The sequence below is a fragment of the Sphingobacteriales bacterium genome, assembly GCA_016699615.1.
Taxonomy (GTDB): domain Bacteria; phylum Bacteroidota; class Bacteroidia; order Chitinophagales; family JADIYW01; genus JADJSS01.
The window spans coordinates 2,439,347-2,456,672 of sequence record CP064984.1; the positions used below are offsets into that span (position 1 = coordinate 2,439,347).

Here is a 17,326-nt window from a genome sequence, read left to right on the forward strand (position 1 = left end):
ATTTTATTTTACAATTTTCATGACCATCATAGTCAGTCTTGAGATATTTAATAATTGCTCAGCATCATTGTAGATTTTTATTTCCCAAACATGTGTTTGTTTGCCAATATGAATTGGTTTCGCAATGCCATGTACATAGCCATTATTCACACTTTTTAGATGATTTGAGTTGATATCTAAACCTACTGCATATTCTTGTGTGTTGTCTAAGCATAAGTTTGCTCCAAGGCTACCTAATGATTCAGCTAATACAACATGAGCACCACCATGCAAAATGCCCATAGGCTGTTTTGTTTTTTCATTTACTGGCATTTTGGCTCTTATAAAATCATCACCAATTTCAGTGTATTCAATTTCAAGAAATTCCATCATTGTGCCTTTTCTTCTGAGTTGCAAAGCATCCAAAGTAATTTCATCTCTTTTCCAAATTCTCATTTTCTTTTTTATTTCAAACATAGATAAAATATACGATAATGTATAGAGCAATTAAATATTACTGATATTTTTTTACTTTTGTTGTAAATAACAAAATTTGTATACATTAAGACATATCGCAAGCTTGGTAGATGCTGAAATTATTGGAAATCCAGATTACGAAATTCACGTGGCATCGAAGATAGAAGAAGCAAATGCAGAAACAATCTCATTTTTAGCTAATGAGAAATATATAGATGTATTGTTAACTGTGCAAATTGGTGCATTATTAATATCAAAACATATTTATAATATTATTAAAGATAAAAAGATTGCTTGTGATGTAAAAGGTGGTTTTTTGTTGGTAGATGATGCATACCAAATTCTTCCAAAGCTTTTGGATATTTTTCAAATAAAACAAAACAAAGATTACATTATTGGAGAAAATACAAAAGTATATCCGAATGTGTATATTGGTAAAAATGTGCAAATTGGCAATGATTGTATTGTGTATCCTAATGTGTGTATTTATGATAATTGTGTAATTGGTAATAATGTTATTATTCATGCTGGCGCAGTAATTGGTGCAGATGGATTTGGCTTTGCACCACAAAAAGATGGTTCGTATACAAAAATAGCACAATTAGGTAATGTAGTAATTGAAGATGATTGTGAAATTGGCGCAAATACATGTATAGATAGAGCAACAATGGGTTCTACAATAATTAGAAAAAGTGTGAAATTGGATAACTTAATTCAGGTTGGACATAATGTAGAAATTGGAGAACATACTGTAATTGCTGCACAAACAGGAATTGCTGGCTCTACAAAAATTGGCAATTATTGTATGATTGGTGGGCAAGTTGGTTTTGTTGGTCATATTAGCATTGCACCTTATACTAAAATTAATGCACAAAGTGGTATTGCTAGTAGTATTCAAAAAGCAGAAAGTGTAGTTGGTGGCTCACCAGCATTTGAGTTGAAATCATTTTTTAAATCATCAATAGTGTTTAAAAACTTACCTTTAATGCAACAAAAAATAATGAGCTTAGAAAAAGAAATTGAAGCATTAAAAAAATCTAATCTTAATGATTGATAAGTTTGAACAATATATAGCAAAGAATAATTTATTTAATAAAGGCACACCATTACTAATTGCATGTAGTGGTGGTGTAGATTCTATGGTGCTTTTAGATATATTACAAAAGTTAGAATATAATATTTTAGTCGCGCATTGTAATTTTAAATTGAGAGGTGCGGAGAGTGATGCTGATACTGCATTTGTGAAAAAATATTGTGAAGAAAATAATATAAAATATTTTATAAAAGAATTTGATACTACGAAATATAAAAAAGAACATAAAATATCTACGCAAGTTGCTGCAAGAAACTTAAGATATGAATGGTTTGAACAAATAAGAATAGAAAATAAAATCCATTTTATTGTAACAGCACATCATGCTGATGACCAACTGGAAACTATTTTGTTGAATTTTGCAAAAGGCACTGGATTGAATGGTTTGATTGGCATGAAAGCAAAAAATAATTTTATTGTAAGACCGATGTTGCAAATTTCTAAAGCAGAAATTTTGAATTATGCTACTGAAAATAAGATTGAATTTAGAGAAGATAGTAGCAATGAAAGTATAGATTATACAAGAAATAAGATAAGACATCAAATATTACCAATACTAAATGAAATCAATTCAAGTATAGTTTATAATATAGATGATTTTAGTCAAAGAATGAAAGATATTTCTTTGTTGTTGGAAACGCAAATCAAACAAATAAAGAAAAAATGTTGGACAGAAAAAGATGGTGTTGTATATGTAAAAATTAATTACATTAAAAATCATTCATCAAGAGATACGGTTTTGTATTATTTGCTCAAAGATTTTGGTTTTACAAATGATGTTTTAAATAATGTAGTTAATCATAAAAATATTAGTGCGCAATTTTTTTCTGATACACATAGAATGATTATTGATAGAAATGAATTAATTATTTCATCAATTAGTGAAGTGAAAAATAATATTCTATGTTTTGATAAAATTCCAAATCAAATAATATTCAATAATTTTACGATTCAGTGTAGTTTGGTTCCAATTGAAAAACTGAATTTAAAAGAAAATAAAAACTATGCATACTTAGATGTAGATTGTATAGATTTTCCAATTGTAGTTAGAAATTTAAAAGATGGCGATTATTTTTATCCATTTGGAATTGGAAAAGCAAAGAATAAAAGCAAAGTTGGAAAAAAGAAAATCTCAAAATATTTTAGAGACTTAAAATTAAATTTATTAGAAAAAGAAAACACACCTATTGTATTCTCAAATGAGCGCGCATTGTGGTTGGTTGGCTATGCTATTGATGATAGATTTAAAGTAACAGCAAATACAAAACAAGTCTTAAAAATGAAAATTATTTGCTAACTATCCATTTCCTAAAGCCTTTGCCAAGTCTTTAAGTTGACTTTGCCATAATTCTTTAGCACTTTCTATATCAGCTTTTTCTGCAAAATCAGTTATGGTTAGTATAGTTTCTTTCGTAATATCAGTAACTTTTATTCTGTATTCAAAATAGGCTTTGTCATCTTCTTCATCTTCCCATTGTAATTTTACATATTCATCATCTTCATAAGCTAAAACAACTGCTTTTTGTTCATCTCCATTCCACTCAAAAGTAAATACTTCACCATTTGGGTCTAGGTCTACATAATCTGCAAACCACTGTACTAAGCCTGATGGTGTCGTAATAAAATTATACAAAATTGCAGGTGATGATCTGAAAGTTCTTTCTACTGTAAATGGAATTTTTTTGCCCATATTCGATTATTGATTGTGAAGTGCAATTAAAAACAAATTTTTATTTTATCCAAATATATTTTAACTTTTTTTTGATAAAATATCTTCCAAAATAAAAAAGCTGCCAATTATCAAAATTAAGTCATTGTTTTTTGATGCTTTCTTAGCTTGTTGTAATGCATTTTGGGGTTCAGTAAATGCATTTCCATTTAATTGATGTTTTTTTGCGCTTTCCAGAAGAATATTTGCATCAAGTTTGCGTTCTATTTTAGCTTCAGTAAAATAATATGTAGCATCTTTTGGCAAAAGTGGAAGTATCTTATCAATATATTTGTCTTTTACGGCGCTATAAATGATATGTAAATGATTGTATTGCTCATTTTTTAATTGTTCTAATGCATGATTTATGCCATCTTCATTGTGTGCTACATCAATAATTGTTTTAGGATTTTTGCCAATACATTGCCATCGTGCAAGTAATTTTGTATTGGTACAAACATTACTTAAACCTTGTTCTATATTTTTCTGTTTTATTTTATTTTTTGCATTTCTATTATATATATCTATACTTGATAGAATTGTTTGTATATTTTCTACTTGATATTTTCCAGATAAATCAGATTTTATTTTTCTTTCTTTTGATTTTATAGCGTAACGTACCTTATTGTATTTATTATTTTGTTTCGATTCAATAAGCTTGGTTGTATCTTCACTAAAAAACAATTTTGCATTTTGCTGTTTTGAAGTTTCTATAAATACTTTATCTGTTTCAGCATTTTTTCGACCAATTACTACTGGCGTATTTTTTTTAATGATGCCAGCTTTTTCTCTGGCAATTTCAGTAAGCGTATTGCCCAAAATACTTTGATGGTCATATGAAATATTAGTAATAACAGACAATTCTGGATGAATAATATTTGTAGAATCCAATCTTCCACCCAATCCAGTTTCTATAATTGCAATATCTACTTTTTTTGTGCAAAATAATGGAAAGCCATAGCAACTGTAATTTCAAAAAACGATGGCTGAATTTCCTCAATTATTGGCATCAACTTTTGCGTAATTTCTACAACATATTTTTTTGAGCAAAGTTGCCCATTTATTTTTATTCTTTCTCTAAAATCAATAATATGTGGCGAAGTGTACAAACCAGTTTTGTAGCCTTGTGCCTGAAAAATACTTGCTAAGCCATGTGCTGTAGAACCTTTTCCATTTGTGCCAGCAATATGTATCGTTTTTATTTTTTTATGTGGATTGCCCAGAAATGCACACAATTTAATTGTGTTGGCTAAATCTTTTTTAATTGCTTTTTCTCCTATTTTAGAAAACATAGGTAGCTGTGTATATAAAAAATTTATACTGTCCTTGTATCGCATGTATAAATATAATTAAGTTTCACGAATTATGTTATTTTTGTAGCTATGAGAGTGTTCAGAGGATTGGATTCGTTGCCAAAATTTAAAAACGCAGTATTGACAATTGGCACATATGATGGTGTGCATTTAGGTCATCAACATATTGTACATAGAATAAATGATTTGGCAAAAAATATAGAAGGTGAAAGTATTTTATTGACTTTCTATCCACATCCAAGACTGATTTTGCATCCAGAAGATAATACTTTAAAGCTGATAACAACCATTGACGAGAAAATTGAATTGTTAGAAGGACTTGGATTACAAAACTTAGTAATCTTACCATTTTCAAATGATTTGGCAAATTTAGAAGCAGAAGATTATATAAAAAATATACTAATTAAATATTTTAATCCATCGTATATTTGTGTAGGATACGACCATAAGTTTGGAAAAGGTAGGACAGGAGATTATCATTTATTAGAACAATTAAAAGATAAATATCAATACCAATTAGAAGAAATACCAGCACAAACCATTGATGAGATTTCTGTAAGCTCAACCAAAGTTAGAAAGGCATTGTTGGAAGGAAATATTAAAATTGCGAATCAATTTTTATCGCATCCATTTAGTATAAAAAGTAAAGTAATTCATGGTAATAAAGTAGGCAGACTGTTAGGCTTTCCTACTGCAAATATTGATGTTGCTGACGAGCATAAATTAATTCCAGCATCTGGTGTGTATGCAGTTTGGGTAAAAATAGATAATCAATTGCTGAAAGGTGCTTTGAGTATTGGTTATAGAGAAACTGTATTTGATAATAGTGAACTGACTATCGAAGTATTTATTTTAGATTTTAATCAAATGATTTATGATAAATCTATAGAGTTGATATTTGTTGATTATGTACGTCCACAAATTAAATATGATAATTGGGAATTGCTTCAAGACCAAATAAAAAAAGATGTTCAACAAGTGGAACATCTTTTAAGCTAATTATATTTTAGTAATGTTTATGCTTCTTTAGGCATTAATGCTTTCTTAGATAGCTTAAATTTACCAGTTTTTTGGTCTATACCTATTAATTTTACTTGTACAATATCGCCTTCTTTTAGTATTCCATCTAAATTTTCTAACCTTTTGTGGTCTACTTCAGAAATGTGTAATAAGCCATCTTTTCCTGGCATAAACTCTACAAATGCACCAAATGCTAGTATAGATTTTACTTTTCCTTCGTACACTTCGCCAACTTCAGGAACAGCTACTATACCTTTTATTCTTGTTACAGCAGCATCCATGTTATCTTTATTGTTCGATAGAATAACTACTTTCCCAATTCCTTTTTCTTTATTCTCTTCAATAGTTACAACTGTCTTAGTTTTTTCTTGTATGTCTTGTATTACTTTTCCGCCTGGTCCAATTACTGCACCAATAAATTCTTTAGGAATTTCAAAAGTCACAGCTCTTGGTACATGTGGTTTCAACTCAGGTCTTGGTGCAGAAATACATTGTTCCATTGCATTTAATATATGTAATCTTCCTTTTCTTGCTTGCTCTAAAGCTTCTGACAATATTTCGTAAGAAAGTCCATCAACTTTTAAGTCCATTTGTACACCACAAATGCCATCTTTTGTTCCAGTTACTTTAAAGTCCATATCACCAAGATGATCTTCATCACCAAGAATATCAGATAAAATAGCATATTTCCCATTTTCTGCAATCATACCCATTGCAATTCCAGATACTAATTTTTTAAATGGAATACCTGCGTCCATTAATGCTAATGAACCAGCGCAAACTGTTGCCATAGATGAAGAACCATTGCTTTCTAATATATCAGATACAACTCTTATTGTATAAGGATTTACATCATCACTTGGTAGCATTTGTTTTAGTGAACGTAATGCTAAGTTTCCATGCCCAACTTCTCTACGTGAAGTACCACGCATTGGTTTTACTTCGCCAGTTGAAAAAGGTGGGAAATTATAGTGCAATAAGAATTTACTATATGTTAATTCCTCAGCTTTATCAATCATTTGCTCATCTTGCTTAGAGCCTAATGTTACAGTAGTTAATGATTGTGTTTCGCCTCTTGTAAATAATGCAGAACCATGTGGTGTTGGCAATACATCAATTTCCATATCCAGTGGTCTTATTTCATCAGTTTTTCTACCATCTAATCTAACTCTATCATTCAAAACTGTATTTCTAATTGCATTTTTTTCTACTTTAGAATAGTATTTTGAGAAAAGACCTTTGTTGAAAGTTTCTAATGCTTCTTCACTTAATGTTGCTAAATAATCTTCCTTTATTTGTTTTAATGCATTTTTTCTTTCATGTTTGCCTGTTGCCGATTTTGCTATTTCAATCACTTTATTTTCTGCAAATGCTTTAACTGATTGGTATAATTCTTCGTCACTTTCTGGCAATTCTACAGCCATTTTCTCTTTGCCTGCTAATTTTTGTAATTCAATCTGTGCATTACAGTGTTGTTTTATTACATCATGTCCAGTTTTTATAGCATTGATCAAATCTGTTTCAGATGCTTCATTTGCTTCACCTTCAACCATTAAGATATTATCTAATGTGCCAGCAAGTATAATGTTTAAAGTAGCTTCTGTTTCTTGTGTTGGTGTAGGATTAACGATTAAATCGTTTCCTAATTTAATAACTCTAACTTCTGAAATTGGACCTTCAAATGGAATTGAAGATATAGTTAATGCAGCTGATGCTGCTAAGCCAACCAACGTATCTGGATTTACATTCTCATCATGCGAAATTAAGCTAATTAAGACTTGTGTGTCATTAACAAAGTTATCAGCAAACATAGGTCTAATTGCTCTGTCCACTAATCTTGATATTAATACTTCAAAATCTGATAATTTTGCCTCTCTTCTATGGAATGAACCTGGAATTCTACCAGCAGCAGCAAATTTCTCTTGATAATCTACTGTTAATGGAAAGAAATCCACACCTTCTTTAGGTTTGTCTGTTGCACATACTGTAGCTAATATATAGCAATTGCCTTTTTTTACTAATACTGCACCATCAGCTTGTCTTGCAAGTTTCCCAGTTTCTATTGTTACTTCATCAGTATTATTGTAATTGCATGAAATTTTTTGTTGTTTAAATTCTATCATAATATTTTTTAGGATAAGGTAATAAAAAAAAAGCGAGGTTTTGCCTCGCTTCATTATTTTGGTTTATTTTCTTAGGTTAAGTTTCTCAATTAGCCTTCTGTACTTATTGATGTCTTTACTAGATAAGTATTTTAGTAGTTTTTTTCTTTGACCTACCAATTTGTATAAAGATCTAGTAGATGAATGATCTTTTCTATTTGAACGTAAATGTTCAGAAATATGGTTGATTCTATGTGTAATTAATGCCACTTGCGACTCCACAGCACCTGTATTGGTAGCTGCTCCACCAAATTCTTTAAAAATTTCAATTTTCTTTTCAGTTGTTAAACTCATAATGTTTAGAATTAATAAGAGTGCAAAGATAGTAAAATATTATTTAATTAAACAAGAAAATAAATCTACACAGGTTAATTTAATTTTAAAGTTTTTTTTAATCTTTAACACAACGGACATTGTAAAATATGTTTGCATGTGGACCTTCAATTACATAAATATCTGGAAATGTATTATCCATTGCTTGGTAGTATGCCCTAGCTGTAGTTGCACCTTCTGTACTTGACCATAAGAATGAACTTGCACCTACAGATTGGAATGTTGATGTAGATGCACTATATCTACCTGCTAATATTTGGCCAAATCCTGTTGTATTTGTTCCTTGTCCAGTACCACCACCTTGGTCTTGTCTTTTAAGAGTATTGCCATCATCTACAACAGCAGCAGATAATGCATCAAATTCTTCTTTTGATGGTAGATGCCATCCTGTAGGACATACACCTTTTACAATGCCTGTGCCACCTAATGTAAGTGCTGGTGAGCCTTGTAGTGCATTTGTCCATAGATAGTATCTTCCAACTGAGTCTGGATGATACGCACCTGTATTTGCTTGACTGCCAGATGCATTGAATGCTAGTCCTTTAGCCATCCAACATTTTCCTCCAATACTTACAGATGGATATACTTTTCCATCTCTTTGGTCTATAAAAGTTGCACCACAAACAAATGCAGATGGTGCTAAACTACCACAAAGTTCAACCCAATCTGTTCCATTAAAGAAATTTAAACAGTTTGAAGTTGTACAGTAAATTATAAGACCTGCAGCTGGTGATACAATACTATCTCTTGCAGCAGCGCTCATTCTTGGTGGTAAGAAACCTTTGTTGTTAGAAACCACATCAAGCATTGCTGTAGCATGTGGTGTTGTGGTATTTACACCCATATTTTGCGCAAATGACGATATTCCCATTAATAACGTCAGTAATGATATTGTAAATAGTTTTTTCATATTGCTAATGTATTTATTTTTATTTAATATTTTGAATTTTTTTTGTAAACACTTTGTTATTATTTAAATTTTGGCATAATACATAGTAGTTTGCATTAGATAAATTATCTGTGTTAATGCTGTATTTGCTTTCTTTTGTTGAAGTTTCATACATGATATTTCCATTTAAGTCTATAATTTTAATATTTAAATGATTTAGGTTTTTGTTGTAAATATAAAAACTTTGGTTTGTTACTAAAGTAGGATATATTTTAATTTCTTGTTCAGCAACCTGCATATTTGATATTTTTACAGATTCAATATTTGAAAAGGTGAATTTCTCATCTAAATCTACTTGTTTTATTCTATAATAGACAAATTCTGTTGCTATGTCACAGTCAGTTGTATTATATACTTGTATTAAATTGCTATTTCCATAAGAATTAATTCTGTTTATTTCCTCAAAATTTATGCCGTCTAATGATTTTTCAACAACAAAATAATCATTATTTGTCTCGGATAGTGTAGTCCAATTTAAATCAGCGCAATTTGTATTTTCATTATATGTTGCATTAAATTCTGAAAATTCAACAGGTAACGGTGTGCCACTGACTTCAGCAAATGTGTAGCTTTTTAATTGACTTAAATTATTTGCAGTAATGGTTTTGTTAACAAAATCAATATTTGCAGATGTTAAGCTCCACGTTAGTCCGCCATCTGGTGAAGTATACATAGCTAAAGTACTTTCATTGTTGCCATTTAATTCACTTGATAAGTATTTTAAAACTAATTGAGCGTTTATATTTGTACTATTGTTGTAAATAATATTATACAATCTTTCTGCTGATGTAAATCCAAGAAAATTAAAGCTATTTACTATTCTTTCTATTTGTGTATTGCCTAAATTTGAATTGGTTGTGATTGTTGCACCCAAATTTCCTAAATTTTGATTATTCGGAGCATTGAGTTCTTTTGATATTACAACCTTACTTAATAATCCAATAATTCTATTGCTGTCATTCTCTCCAATAATACTAGCATTTTGGTCCAGTATAATAGTTCTTAAAGAATTATTTATTTTGCCATGAGTGAAAATAATTGCATTGTGTATATTTATATCATTGTAAATATTTAGTTCATTGCTTGGTTTATTAATTTCTAAACTGTCAATTTTTAGTAAATCGCCTTCTATTTTTTGTTCATAAATTCCTGAAAATTCAATGTTTTTAATATAAACAGTATCATTTGTGCCTAATTTTATAAGATCTCCTGATAGATTAATTTGTGTATTATTTATAATAGCAGAACTATCATCTATAATAATATTATCTAAAAGTTTTGTTGGTGTGTTTTCTCCAATAAATAATGTTGTGTTAATATATACATTATTTGAGAACATTAGTGTGTATAATAACATTATACACACTATAAAAGTTGTAAATTTTGGGTTCATTATGTTTGGGTTTAATGTTACTGTAAAGTTAATTTAATGTTTTATATATGTCAATTGATATATGTCAAATAAAATAATTTTCTAATTTTCTTTTATTACTTATCTTTATGCAAATGCATAAGATTTTCTTATTTGTATTCTTTAATTCTGTTTTGAGTATCGCTTTTAGTCAGATAGGAGGTAAGTCTGTTTTCCAATTCTTAAAATTTCCTTCAGCGAAGAATAGAAGGAATGGGTGGTGGTTTGGCCACAATTAGAACTAATGATATATCATTAGTTCTATCTAATCCAAGTTTGATTGATTCTAGTTTGCATAAACACATTTCATTTTCAAATGCATTTTTTATAGATGGAATAAATATTGGAAATCTAAATTATGGTCATTACCATAAAAAAATAAAAACCACTTTGGTATATACATTTCAATATGCATCGTACGGAAAATTTGAATACAGAGATATAAGTGGCAATAGTTTAGGAACATTTAGAGCGTCTGATTTTAATATTCAAGTAGGAAGCTCACATTATTGGAATAAACTATACTACGGAATTAATTTAAAGTTCATTATCTCACAATTAGCAAATTATTCAGCATTAGGCTTAGCATCAGATATTGCACTAGGTTATCATGATAATGAGAAGAAAATATATTTTTCTATTGTATTAAAAAATGCTGGCGCACAACTAAAAACATATACAAAAGAACAATCTAGAGAACAATTGCCAATTCAGCTAGATGCATCATTTGCAAAAACATTCAAAAAGTTACCATTAACATTAGCAATCACAGCGCAACACTTACAAACTTGGAAACTAAGCTATCCAAAAGAAAGTAGTAGCAATTTACTTGGAACTAATGAACCAAATAAAAGAAAAGAAATAATCAATAATTTATTTAGCCATTTAGTATTTGGTACAGAAATACAAGCAGGAAAGCCTGTGCGTTTGCGTTTTGGATACAATCATTTAAGAAGATTAGAATTAGCTTCATCATACAAAAAAGGTATGTCTGGCATTAACGCAGGTTTAGGATTAAATATTAAACAATTTGGAGTAGATTATGCTTTTGGGGCATACCATCAAGCAGGAAATGATCATCTATTAACTTTGAAGATTAAATTAGACGAATTCGGTAAAAAAGCAAAATAATGAGTAAGATAAATATTGCAATAGATGGATATTCTGCATGTGGAAAATCATCAACTGCAAAAATAGTTGCCAAGAACTTAAATTACACATACATTGACACTGGTGCAATGTACAGAGCAGTAACTTTATTTTGTATAAATAATAATATTGATATTAATAATTTAGATAAACTAAGTGTTGCATTGGATGAAGTATCACTTACTTTTAATGATAAAAATGAAATATTACTCAATCAAGAAAATGTATCATCAGCTATTCGTTCTGTTGAAGTCAATCAATTAGTATCTGAAGTAAGCGCAATATCATTAATAAGAAAAAAAATGGTTGAACAACAACAAAAAATGGCAGAACAAAAAGGAATTGTCATGGATGGTAGAGATATTGGTTCAGTTGTATTGCCTAATGCAGAATTAAAATTTTTTATGACTGCAGATATTGATGTTCGCACTAAAAGAAGAATGAAAGAACTAAACTTAGAATTTAATGATTCAAGTTTTCAGGAAATAAAAGATAATTTATTAAAGAGAGATAATATAGATTCTACAAGAGCAGATAGTCCACTTACAAAAGTAGATGATGCAATTGTAATAGATACTACAAACATTACATTAGAAGAACAAATCGATATAATTACTCAAAAAGCTTTGGAATTAACTCATTTATAAATTATCATTTGTTCAGTAGAAAATATTTTTTAAAACGTATTTTTACATAATAACAACTGTTTATGCTTACAGATGCACAAAAAACAACACTTATTAGAAAGGAAATTGCGCAATCTTATAAGGATTTTAAACAAAAATATCCAATCCTAAAAAATCAAAACACTATTGGATTAATAATATTTCTTTTCAGTGTAATAATGATTGTTTTAGCATCAATTTTATATTTAAAGAATATACTTTCTATTTGGATTTTAATACCATTCAATGCATTTTGGATGGGCATTTTACATGAATTAGAACATGATCTAATACATTGGATGTACTTTAGAAAAAATAAGTTGGTACATGATAGTATGTTATTTGTAATATGGATTTTAAGACCATTGACCATAAACCCATGGTTGCGTAGAGATTTGCATTTTCATCACCACAAATATTCAGGCACACTACACGATGTGGAGGAAAGAGGCGTGACAAATGGCGAAAAATGGAGTTTAAAGAGATTAATCACCACACCAGATTTATTATTAGGTGGAATTTTGAGAGCAAATACAATCAGAAAAGACATTATAAAACAAATACAATTAGGAAACTTAAGTAAAGCACAAGCATTAAGATTTAAGACAATAAAAACCTATGCTATGTTGCCATTCGGATTAATGGCACATTTCTTATGGTATGTATTTTTAATACATGTATTGATTCATTTTTTTACAAATACATTTGGCATAGCATACACAAGTCCAGCCATTGTTACCAATAATATGTGGTGGCTGCAACCATTTATTATGATACTAATATTACCAAATTTATTAAGACAATTTTGTTTGCATTTTATTACATCCAATATGCATTATTTTGGTGATGTTGAAAGTGGTAATGTAATTCAACAAACTCAAATACTAAATATATGGTGGACATTTCCATTGCAATTGTTTTGTTTTTTCTTCGGTTGGACACATGCCATTCATCACTTTGTTGTTAATGAAACATTTTATATAAGGCATCTTACTAGGAAAAATGCACACAAAATAATGAAAGAAAATGGTGTTAGATTTAATGATTTAGGTACATTCAAACGTGCCAATCGTTATAATGACACACAGAAACTAACCATAGCATAGATTTTCTGTTTTTTTATATTTTTCTATTTGCTAAAGAATTGTATATTTACATCATTGATGAAATGATGCTAAAGTTTAAAATACTTTTTATATTACTAAGTGTATTTCTAATACAACATGCCTTTGCCACACACAATAGAGCAGGAGAAATTACTTACAGACATATTACAGGATATACCTACGAATTTACAGTTACAACATACACTAAACTGAGTGGTGAAAGTGAAGGCGCAGACAGACCAAGATTGCAAATCGTTTGGGGCGATGGCAATGCAGATTCTATAGATAGAGTTTCGAGAATTCCAACACAGTATGCAGATGTTTTTCAGAATATTTACAGAATGTATCATACTTACACAGGTCCAGGCAGGTATATTGTAAGCATGGCAGACCCAAACAGAATTGACAACATCATAAATATGACCAATTCTGTAAATACTGTATTTTATATTGAAGACACAGTAATTATTCTAAATCCAAATAATGTTGGCTATAATAGTTCTCCAACACTTTTAATCAGCCATTAGATGCCGCCAATGTAGGACAGCGATTTGTACACAATCCAAATGCATTTGATATTGATGGTGATAGTTTAGTTTTTATGCTCATTCCACCAAAACAATCACAAACATCAAATGTAAATGGTTATTTATATCCAAATCAAATAAGAAGTGGATTAAATAATCAATTCAATATAAATGCTAATACAGGAGAAATAATTTGGGAATACCCTCAATTATCAGGAATATATAATATTGCAATTCTAATAAAAGAATACAGAGCAGGACTTTTAATAGGTACAGTTGTTAGAGACATGCAAATATTTGTTGATTCAACAAATAACAGACCACCAGTATTACAAATCCCACAAAATATATGTGTAGTTGCAGGCGACAGTGTTAGGTTTTCTGTAAGTGCATCTGATCCAGATGCAGGTCAATTAGTTACACTAACATCAAATAGTACAGCATACAACCAGATAGTTAATTCAGCAGTTTTTGTTGCAAATCCACCAAACAATCCAGTTTCTGGTTTGTTTAGATGGAAAACAGATTGCGCACATCTAAATAAAAATGACTATCCAATTTTATTTAAAGCAACAGATAATTTTGATGATTTACACTCATTAAGAGTCCAACATAATGATTTTGAACCTCAGCCTCTTGTAGATATAAAAACATTATATATTAGAATTGTAGCACCAGCACCTCAAAATCCAGTTGCACAAATTATAACTTCCAATAGTAGCGTTAAAATATCTTGGGATAGTTTGTATTTATGTAGCAATAATACCAAATTCTTGAATTTTTCTATTTGGAGAAAAATACGTTGTGCTGCTACTCTAAATAATTATAATACTGAATTAGCAGCTCAAGGATATCAAAAAATAAGTACCACAAATCTTTATACATTTATAGATAATACAATTGATGTAGGAAATGAATATAGTTATAAAATAGTGGCAGAGTTTGGAGATAAACCAGCTCAAGGTGTGCCAATAAATACGTTTAGAAGTATTGCATCCGAAGAAATATGTGTGCGTTTGCCATTAGATTTACCAATTATTTATAATGTAGATGTAAGAAATACATCCACTTCAACTGGAAGTATATATATAGAATGGTCAAGACCAAGTGCTTCCGAATTAGATACTACAATAAATATTGCACCATATACTTTTGTATTATACAGAGCAGATGGAATAAATGGTACGAATTTTACACCTATACATTCTGTTTCTGCCAATTCATATTCATTGTTAAATGATACAAGTTTCATAGATACTAATTTGAATACAGAAGAAAATAGTTATACTTATAAAGTAATGTTTATTGCAAATAATGATACATTAGGTTTTTCTGGAACATCTTCTAGTGTATTCTTGCAAACGACACCAGACTATAAAAGTATTGTGCTTTCATGGAGTTCAAATACTGCATGGGAAAACTACGAATATGTAGTTTATAGAAAATTACCAGGAAGTACGACTTATGACTCAATAGCTATTGTAAGTACAACTACATTTAGAGACACAGGATTAATAATTGATAGTACTTATTGTTATAAAATTAAAGCATTTGGCCAATACAACATTTTAGGTTTAAAACAACCATTAATTAATTTTTCTCAAGAGAAATGTGATGTTCCTATAGATACAACATCACCATGTGCACCAACACTTGCAGTTGATAATTTTTGTAAGAATACAACATTGACTCAAGATGATTTTGTCAATTACCTTGCATGGAGTTTCGCTAGTACATGTGATACAAGTACCATTGTTCAAACAAATGTGTATTATAAATCATACAACTCATCAGTGTATGTACAAATAGACAGCTTTAGTAGAACAAGTGTATTAGCATATGCACACGATTTGAATACATTAAAATCCTTAGCTGGTTGTTATTACATAGAAACTGTTGCTAAGAATAAGAAAAGAACAATATCCAATATTATATGTGTGGATGATTGTCCAATCTATGAATTGCCAAATACATTTACACCAAATGCAGATAATCAAAATGACTTATTTACGCCAATTTTGCCATATCGTGGTGTGTCCAAAATAGATATGAAAGTGTACAATAGATGGGGAAACTTAGTGTTCGAAACCAATAATCCTGATATTAATTGGAATGGTATGGATATTAAAAATGACAAAGATTTAAACACAGCAGTGTATTATTATGTATGTTACATATATTACAAAACAGCTAATGGAGAGCAAAAATTATCAGAACCATTAAGCGGATATATACATTTATTTAGATAAGATGTTCACAGGAATTGTACAAACTTTCGGTAAAATTATTGATGTTGTAAATGACAAATCTAATGTGCATTTTACCATCGAAAGCAATCTATCTAAGCAACTAAAAATTGACCAAAGTGTAGCACACAATGGCGTTTGTCTGACTGTAGTTAAGCAAAATAAACAATCGCATACGGTAACTGCAATAAAAGAAACTATTGATAAAACAACATTAGGTACTTGGGAAAAAGGAGATAAGATAAACTTAGAATTAGCTATGCAAGCTAATGCATTTCTAGACGGACACATTGTACAAGGTCATGTAGACCAAGTAGCAATTTGTAAAAAAATTGAACTGCAAGAAGGTAGTACTATGTTTTATTTTAAATTCATAGAAAAACCAAAATATGCTTTAGTAGACAAAGGTTCAGTATGTGTTGATGGTACAAGTTTAACAGTAGTAAAAGCAAAGAAAAAGTTATTTAGTGTAGCAATTATACCATATACATTAGAACATACATTATTCCATCAATACCAAGTTGGAAGTATAGTAAATATAGAGTTTGATATATTTGGAAAATATGTAGAAAATTTCCTTAAGCAATCTAAAAAATCAAAGAAATAGATTATTGAACAATTGCAAACTGTTGCTCTGCAAAATAATTGCTCTTAGCCAATAAAAATAAAACATACTCAGCATCTTTGATGTCAATGTTTCTCGCAAAAACAGGAGATTTTTGTGGTGTGTCAAATTTTAAAATTGTTCTGTGTTGTTCTTTCCATTCATTATTTCTATTGATTCTGTATATTTCTTTATCAATTTTTATATTACTAATTTCTTTTATGTTGTAAAAACTTCTACGATAGAAAAGACAAGTGGTTTTTCAGTAATCAAAAAATCTTTACTGATAATGATTCTTTCTCTACCAAAGAAAATCCACATAAAAATTGATGCACCAACCAAACCCACAATTGTCCAGATAATAAAAGATAGAATCAAAATATATTTACTATAAGTATGGTCAATTTTATTGATGAAAAAATAAATTAATAGAAACAAAGAGATAGACCATGAGATAGTTGCAAGACTTAAAATAATTAAATTCTTTACACTTCTTTTCATAGGAATTCTAATGGCTAAATAATTTTTATTTGCTTTGTAAGTGATGTGACCTTTATATATGTAATCAGAAATTTTCATTCAAT

At 29.5% G+C, this 17,326-nt stretch carries 16 protein-coding genes and 1 pseudogene; 9 read left to right on the forward strand and 8 right to left on the reverse strand.

What is annotated here, in order from left to right; translation table 11 throughout:
• Nucleotides 1-3: 3 nt before the first annotated feature.
• The gene (locus IPK18_11515; protein ID QQR97475.1) at nucleotides 4-456 is read right to left on the reverse strand and encodes a hotdog fold thioesterase; all 453 of its coding nucleotides are present in this window, start codon (nucleotides 454-456) and stop codon (nucleotides 4-6) included.
• Nucleotides 457-532: 76 nt separating this feature from the next.
• On the opposite strand from IPK18_11515, the gene lpxD reads away from it, so the two are divergent.
• Nucleotides 533-1,510: a UDP-3-O-(3-hydroxymyristoyl)glucosamine N-acyltransferase gene (gene lpxD / locus IPK18_11520; protein QQR97476.1), complete on the forward strand. Its 978-nt coding sequence runs from the start codon at nucleotides 533-535 to the stop codon at nucleotides 1,508-1,510.
• On the forward strand, nucleotides 1,503-2,846 hold the full coding sequence (gene tilS / locus IPK18_11525) for a tRNA lysidine(34) synthetase TilS (protein ID QQR97477.1): 1,344 nt from the start codon (nucleotides 1,503-1,505) through the stop codon (nucleotides 2,844-2,846). The genes lpxD and tilS overlap by 8 nt, the downstream gene beginning before the upstream one ends.
• Here the strand turns inward: tilS and IPK18_11530 are convergent, their stop codons facing one another.
• Both IPK18_11530 and IPK18_11535 read right to left on the reverse strand, forming a co-directional pair.
• A complete protein-coding gene (locus IPK18_11530; GenBank protein ID QQR97478.1) occupies nucleotides 2,847-3,239 on the reverse strand; it encodes an SRPBCC domain-containing protein in 393 nt (130 codons plus the stop codon).
• Between the two features lie 60 nt (nucleotides 3,240-3,299).
• A pseudogene (locus IPK18_11535) lies at nucleotides 3,300-4,594 on the reverse strand (bifunctional folylpolyglutamate synthase/dihydrofolate synthase).
• A 45-nt stretch (nucleotides 4,595-4,639) separates the two neighbouring features.
• On the opposite strand from IPK18_11535, the gene IPK18_11540 reads away from it, so the two are divergent.
• Nucleotides 4,640-5,569 carry a bifunctional riboflavin kinase/FAD synthetase gene (locus IPK18_11540; GenBank protein QQR97479.1) on the forward strand — a complete coding sequence of 310 codons (930 nt, stop codon included), beginning with the start codon at nucleotides 4,640-4,642 and terminating at the stop codon, nucleotides 5,567-5,569.
• 17 nt (nucleotides 5,570-5,586) lie between these two features.
• On the opposite strand, the gene pnp is transcribed toward IPK18_11540, so the two are convergent.
• From pnp to IPK18_11560, 4 genes are all read right to left on the reverse strand, one after another.
• Nucleotides 5,587-7,713 (reverse strand): polyribonucleotide nucleotidyltransferase, encoded by a 2,127-nt coding sequence (gene pnp / locus IPK18_11545; protein ID QQR97480.1) that lies wholly within the window; start codon nucleotides 7,711-7,713, stop codon nucleotides 5,587-5,589.
• 63 nt (nucleotides 7,714-7,776) lie between these two features.
• Nucleotides 7,777-8,046 (reverse strand): 30S ribosomal protein S15, encoded by a 270-nt coding sequence (gene rpsO / locus IPK18_11550; protein QQR97481.1) that lies wholly within the window; start codon nucleotides 8,044-8,046, stop codon nucleotides 7,777-7,779.
• Nucleotides 8,047-8,143: 97 nt separating this feature from the next.
• The gene (locus IPK18_11555) at nucleotides 8,144-8,995 is read right to left on the reverse strand and encodes a hypothetical protein (GenBank protein ID QQR97482.1); all 852 of its coding nucleotides are present in this window, start codon (nucleotides 8,993-8,995) and stop codon (nucleotides 8,144-8,146) included.
• Between the two features lie 19 nt (nucleotides 8,996-9,014).
• The gene (locus tag IPK18_11560) at nucleotides 9,015-10,391 is read right to left on the reverse strand and encodes a hypothetical protein (protein ID QQR97483.1); all 1,377 of its coding nucleotides are present in this window, start codon (nucleotides 10,389-10,391) and stop codon (nucleotides 9,015-9,017) included.
• 267 nt (nucleotides 10,392-10,658) lie between these two features.
• On the opposite strand from IPK18_11560, the gene porQ reads away from it, so the two are divergent.
• From porQ to IPK18_11590, 6 genes are all read left to right on the forward strand, one after another.
• A complete protein-coding gene (porQ, locus tag IPK18_11565) occupies nucleotides 10,659-11,576 on the forward strand; it encodes a type IX secretion system protein PorQ (protein ID QQR97484.1) in 918 nt (305 codons plus the stop codon).
• Entirely contained in the window at nucleotides 11,576-12,241 is a 666-nt protein-coding gene (locus IPK18_11570; protein QQR97485.1) for a (d)CMP kinase, read from the forward strand. The genes porQ and IPK18_11570 overlap by 1 nt, the downstream gene beginning before the upstream one ends.
• Before the next feature lie 62 nt (nucleotides 12,242-12,303).
• Nucleotides 12,304-13,365: a fatty acid desaturase gene (locus IPK18_11575; protein QQR97486.1), complete on the forward strand. Its 1,062-nt coding sequence runs from the start codon at nucleotides 12,304-12,306 to the stop codon at nucleotides 13,363-13,365.
• A gap of 62 nt (nucleotides 13,366-13,427) precedes the next feature.
• Entirely contained in the window at nucleotides 13,428-13,892 is a 465-nt protein-coding gene (locus tag IPK18_11580) for a hypothetical protein (GenBank protein QQR97487.1), read from the forward strand.
• 74 nt (nucleotides 13,893-13,966) lie between these two features.
• Nucleotides 13,967-16,141, forward strand: a complete 2,175-nt coding sequence (locus IPK18_11585) for a gliding motility-associated C-terminal domain-containing protein (protein QQR97488.1) — start codon at nucleotides 13,967-13,969, stop codon at nucleotides 16,139-16,141.
• A gap of 1 nt (nucleotide 16,142) precedes the next feature.
• Nucleotides 16,143-16,745 carry a riboflavin synthase gene (locus IPK18_11590; protein QQR97489.1) on the forward strand — a complete coding sequence of 201 codons (603 nt, stop codon included), beginning with the start codon at nucleotides 16,143-16,145 and terminating at the stop codon, nucleotides 16,743-16,745.
• 216 nt (nucleotides 16,746-16,961) lie between these two features.
• Here IPK18_11590 and IPK18_11595 read toward each other — a convergent pair whose 3' ends face one another.
• Complete coding sequence (locus tag IPK18_11595; GenBank protein QQR97490.1) at nucleotides 16,962-17,321, reverse strand: hypothetical protein; 360 nt, start codon at nucleotides 17,319-17,321, stop codon at nucleotides 16,962-16,964.
• Nucleotides 17,322-17,326 lie beyond the last annotated feature (5 nt).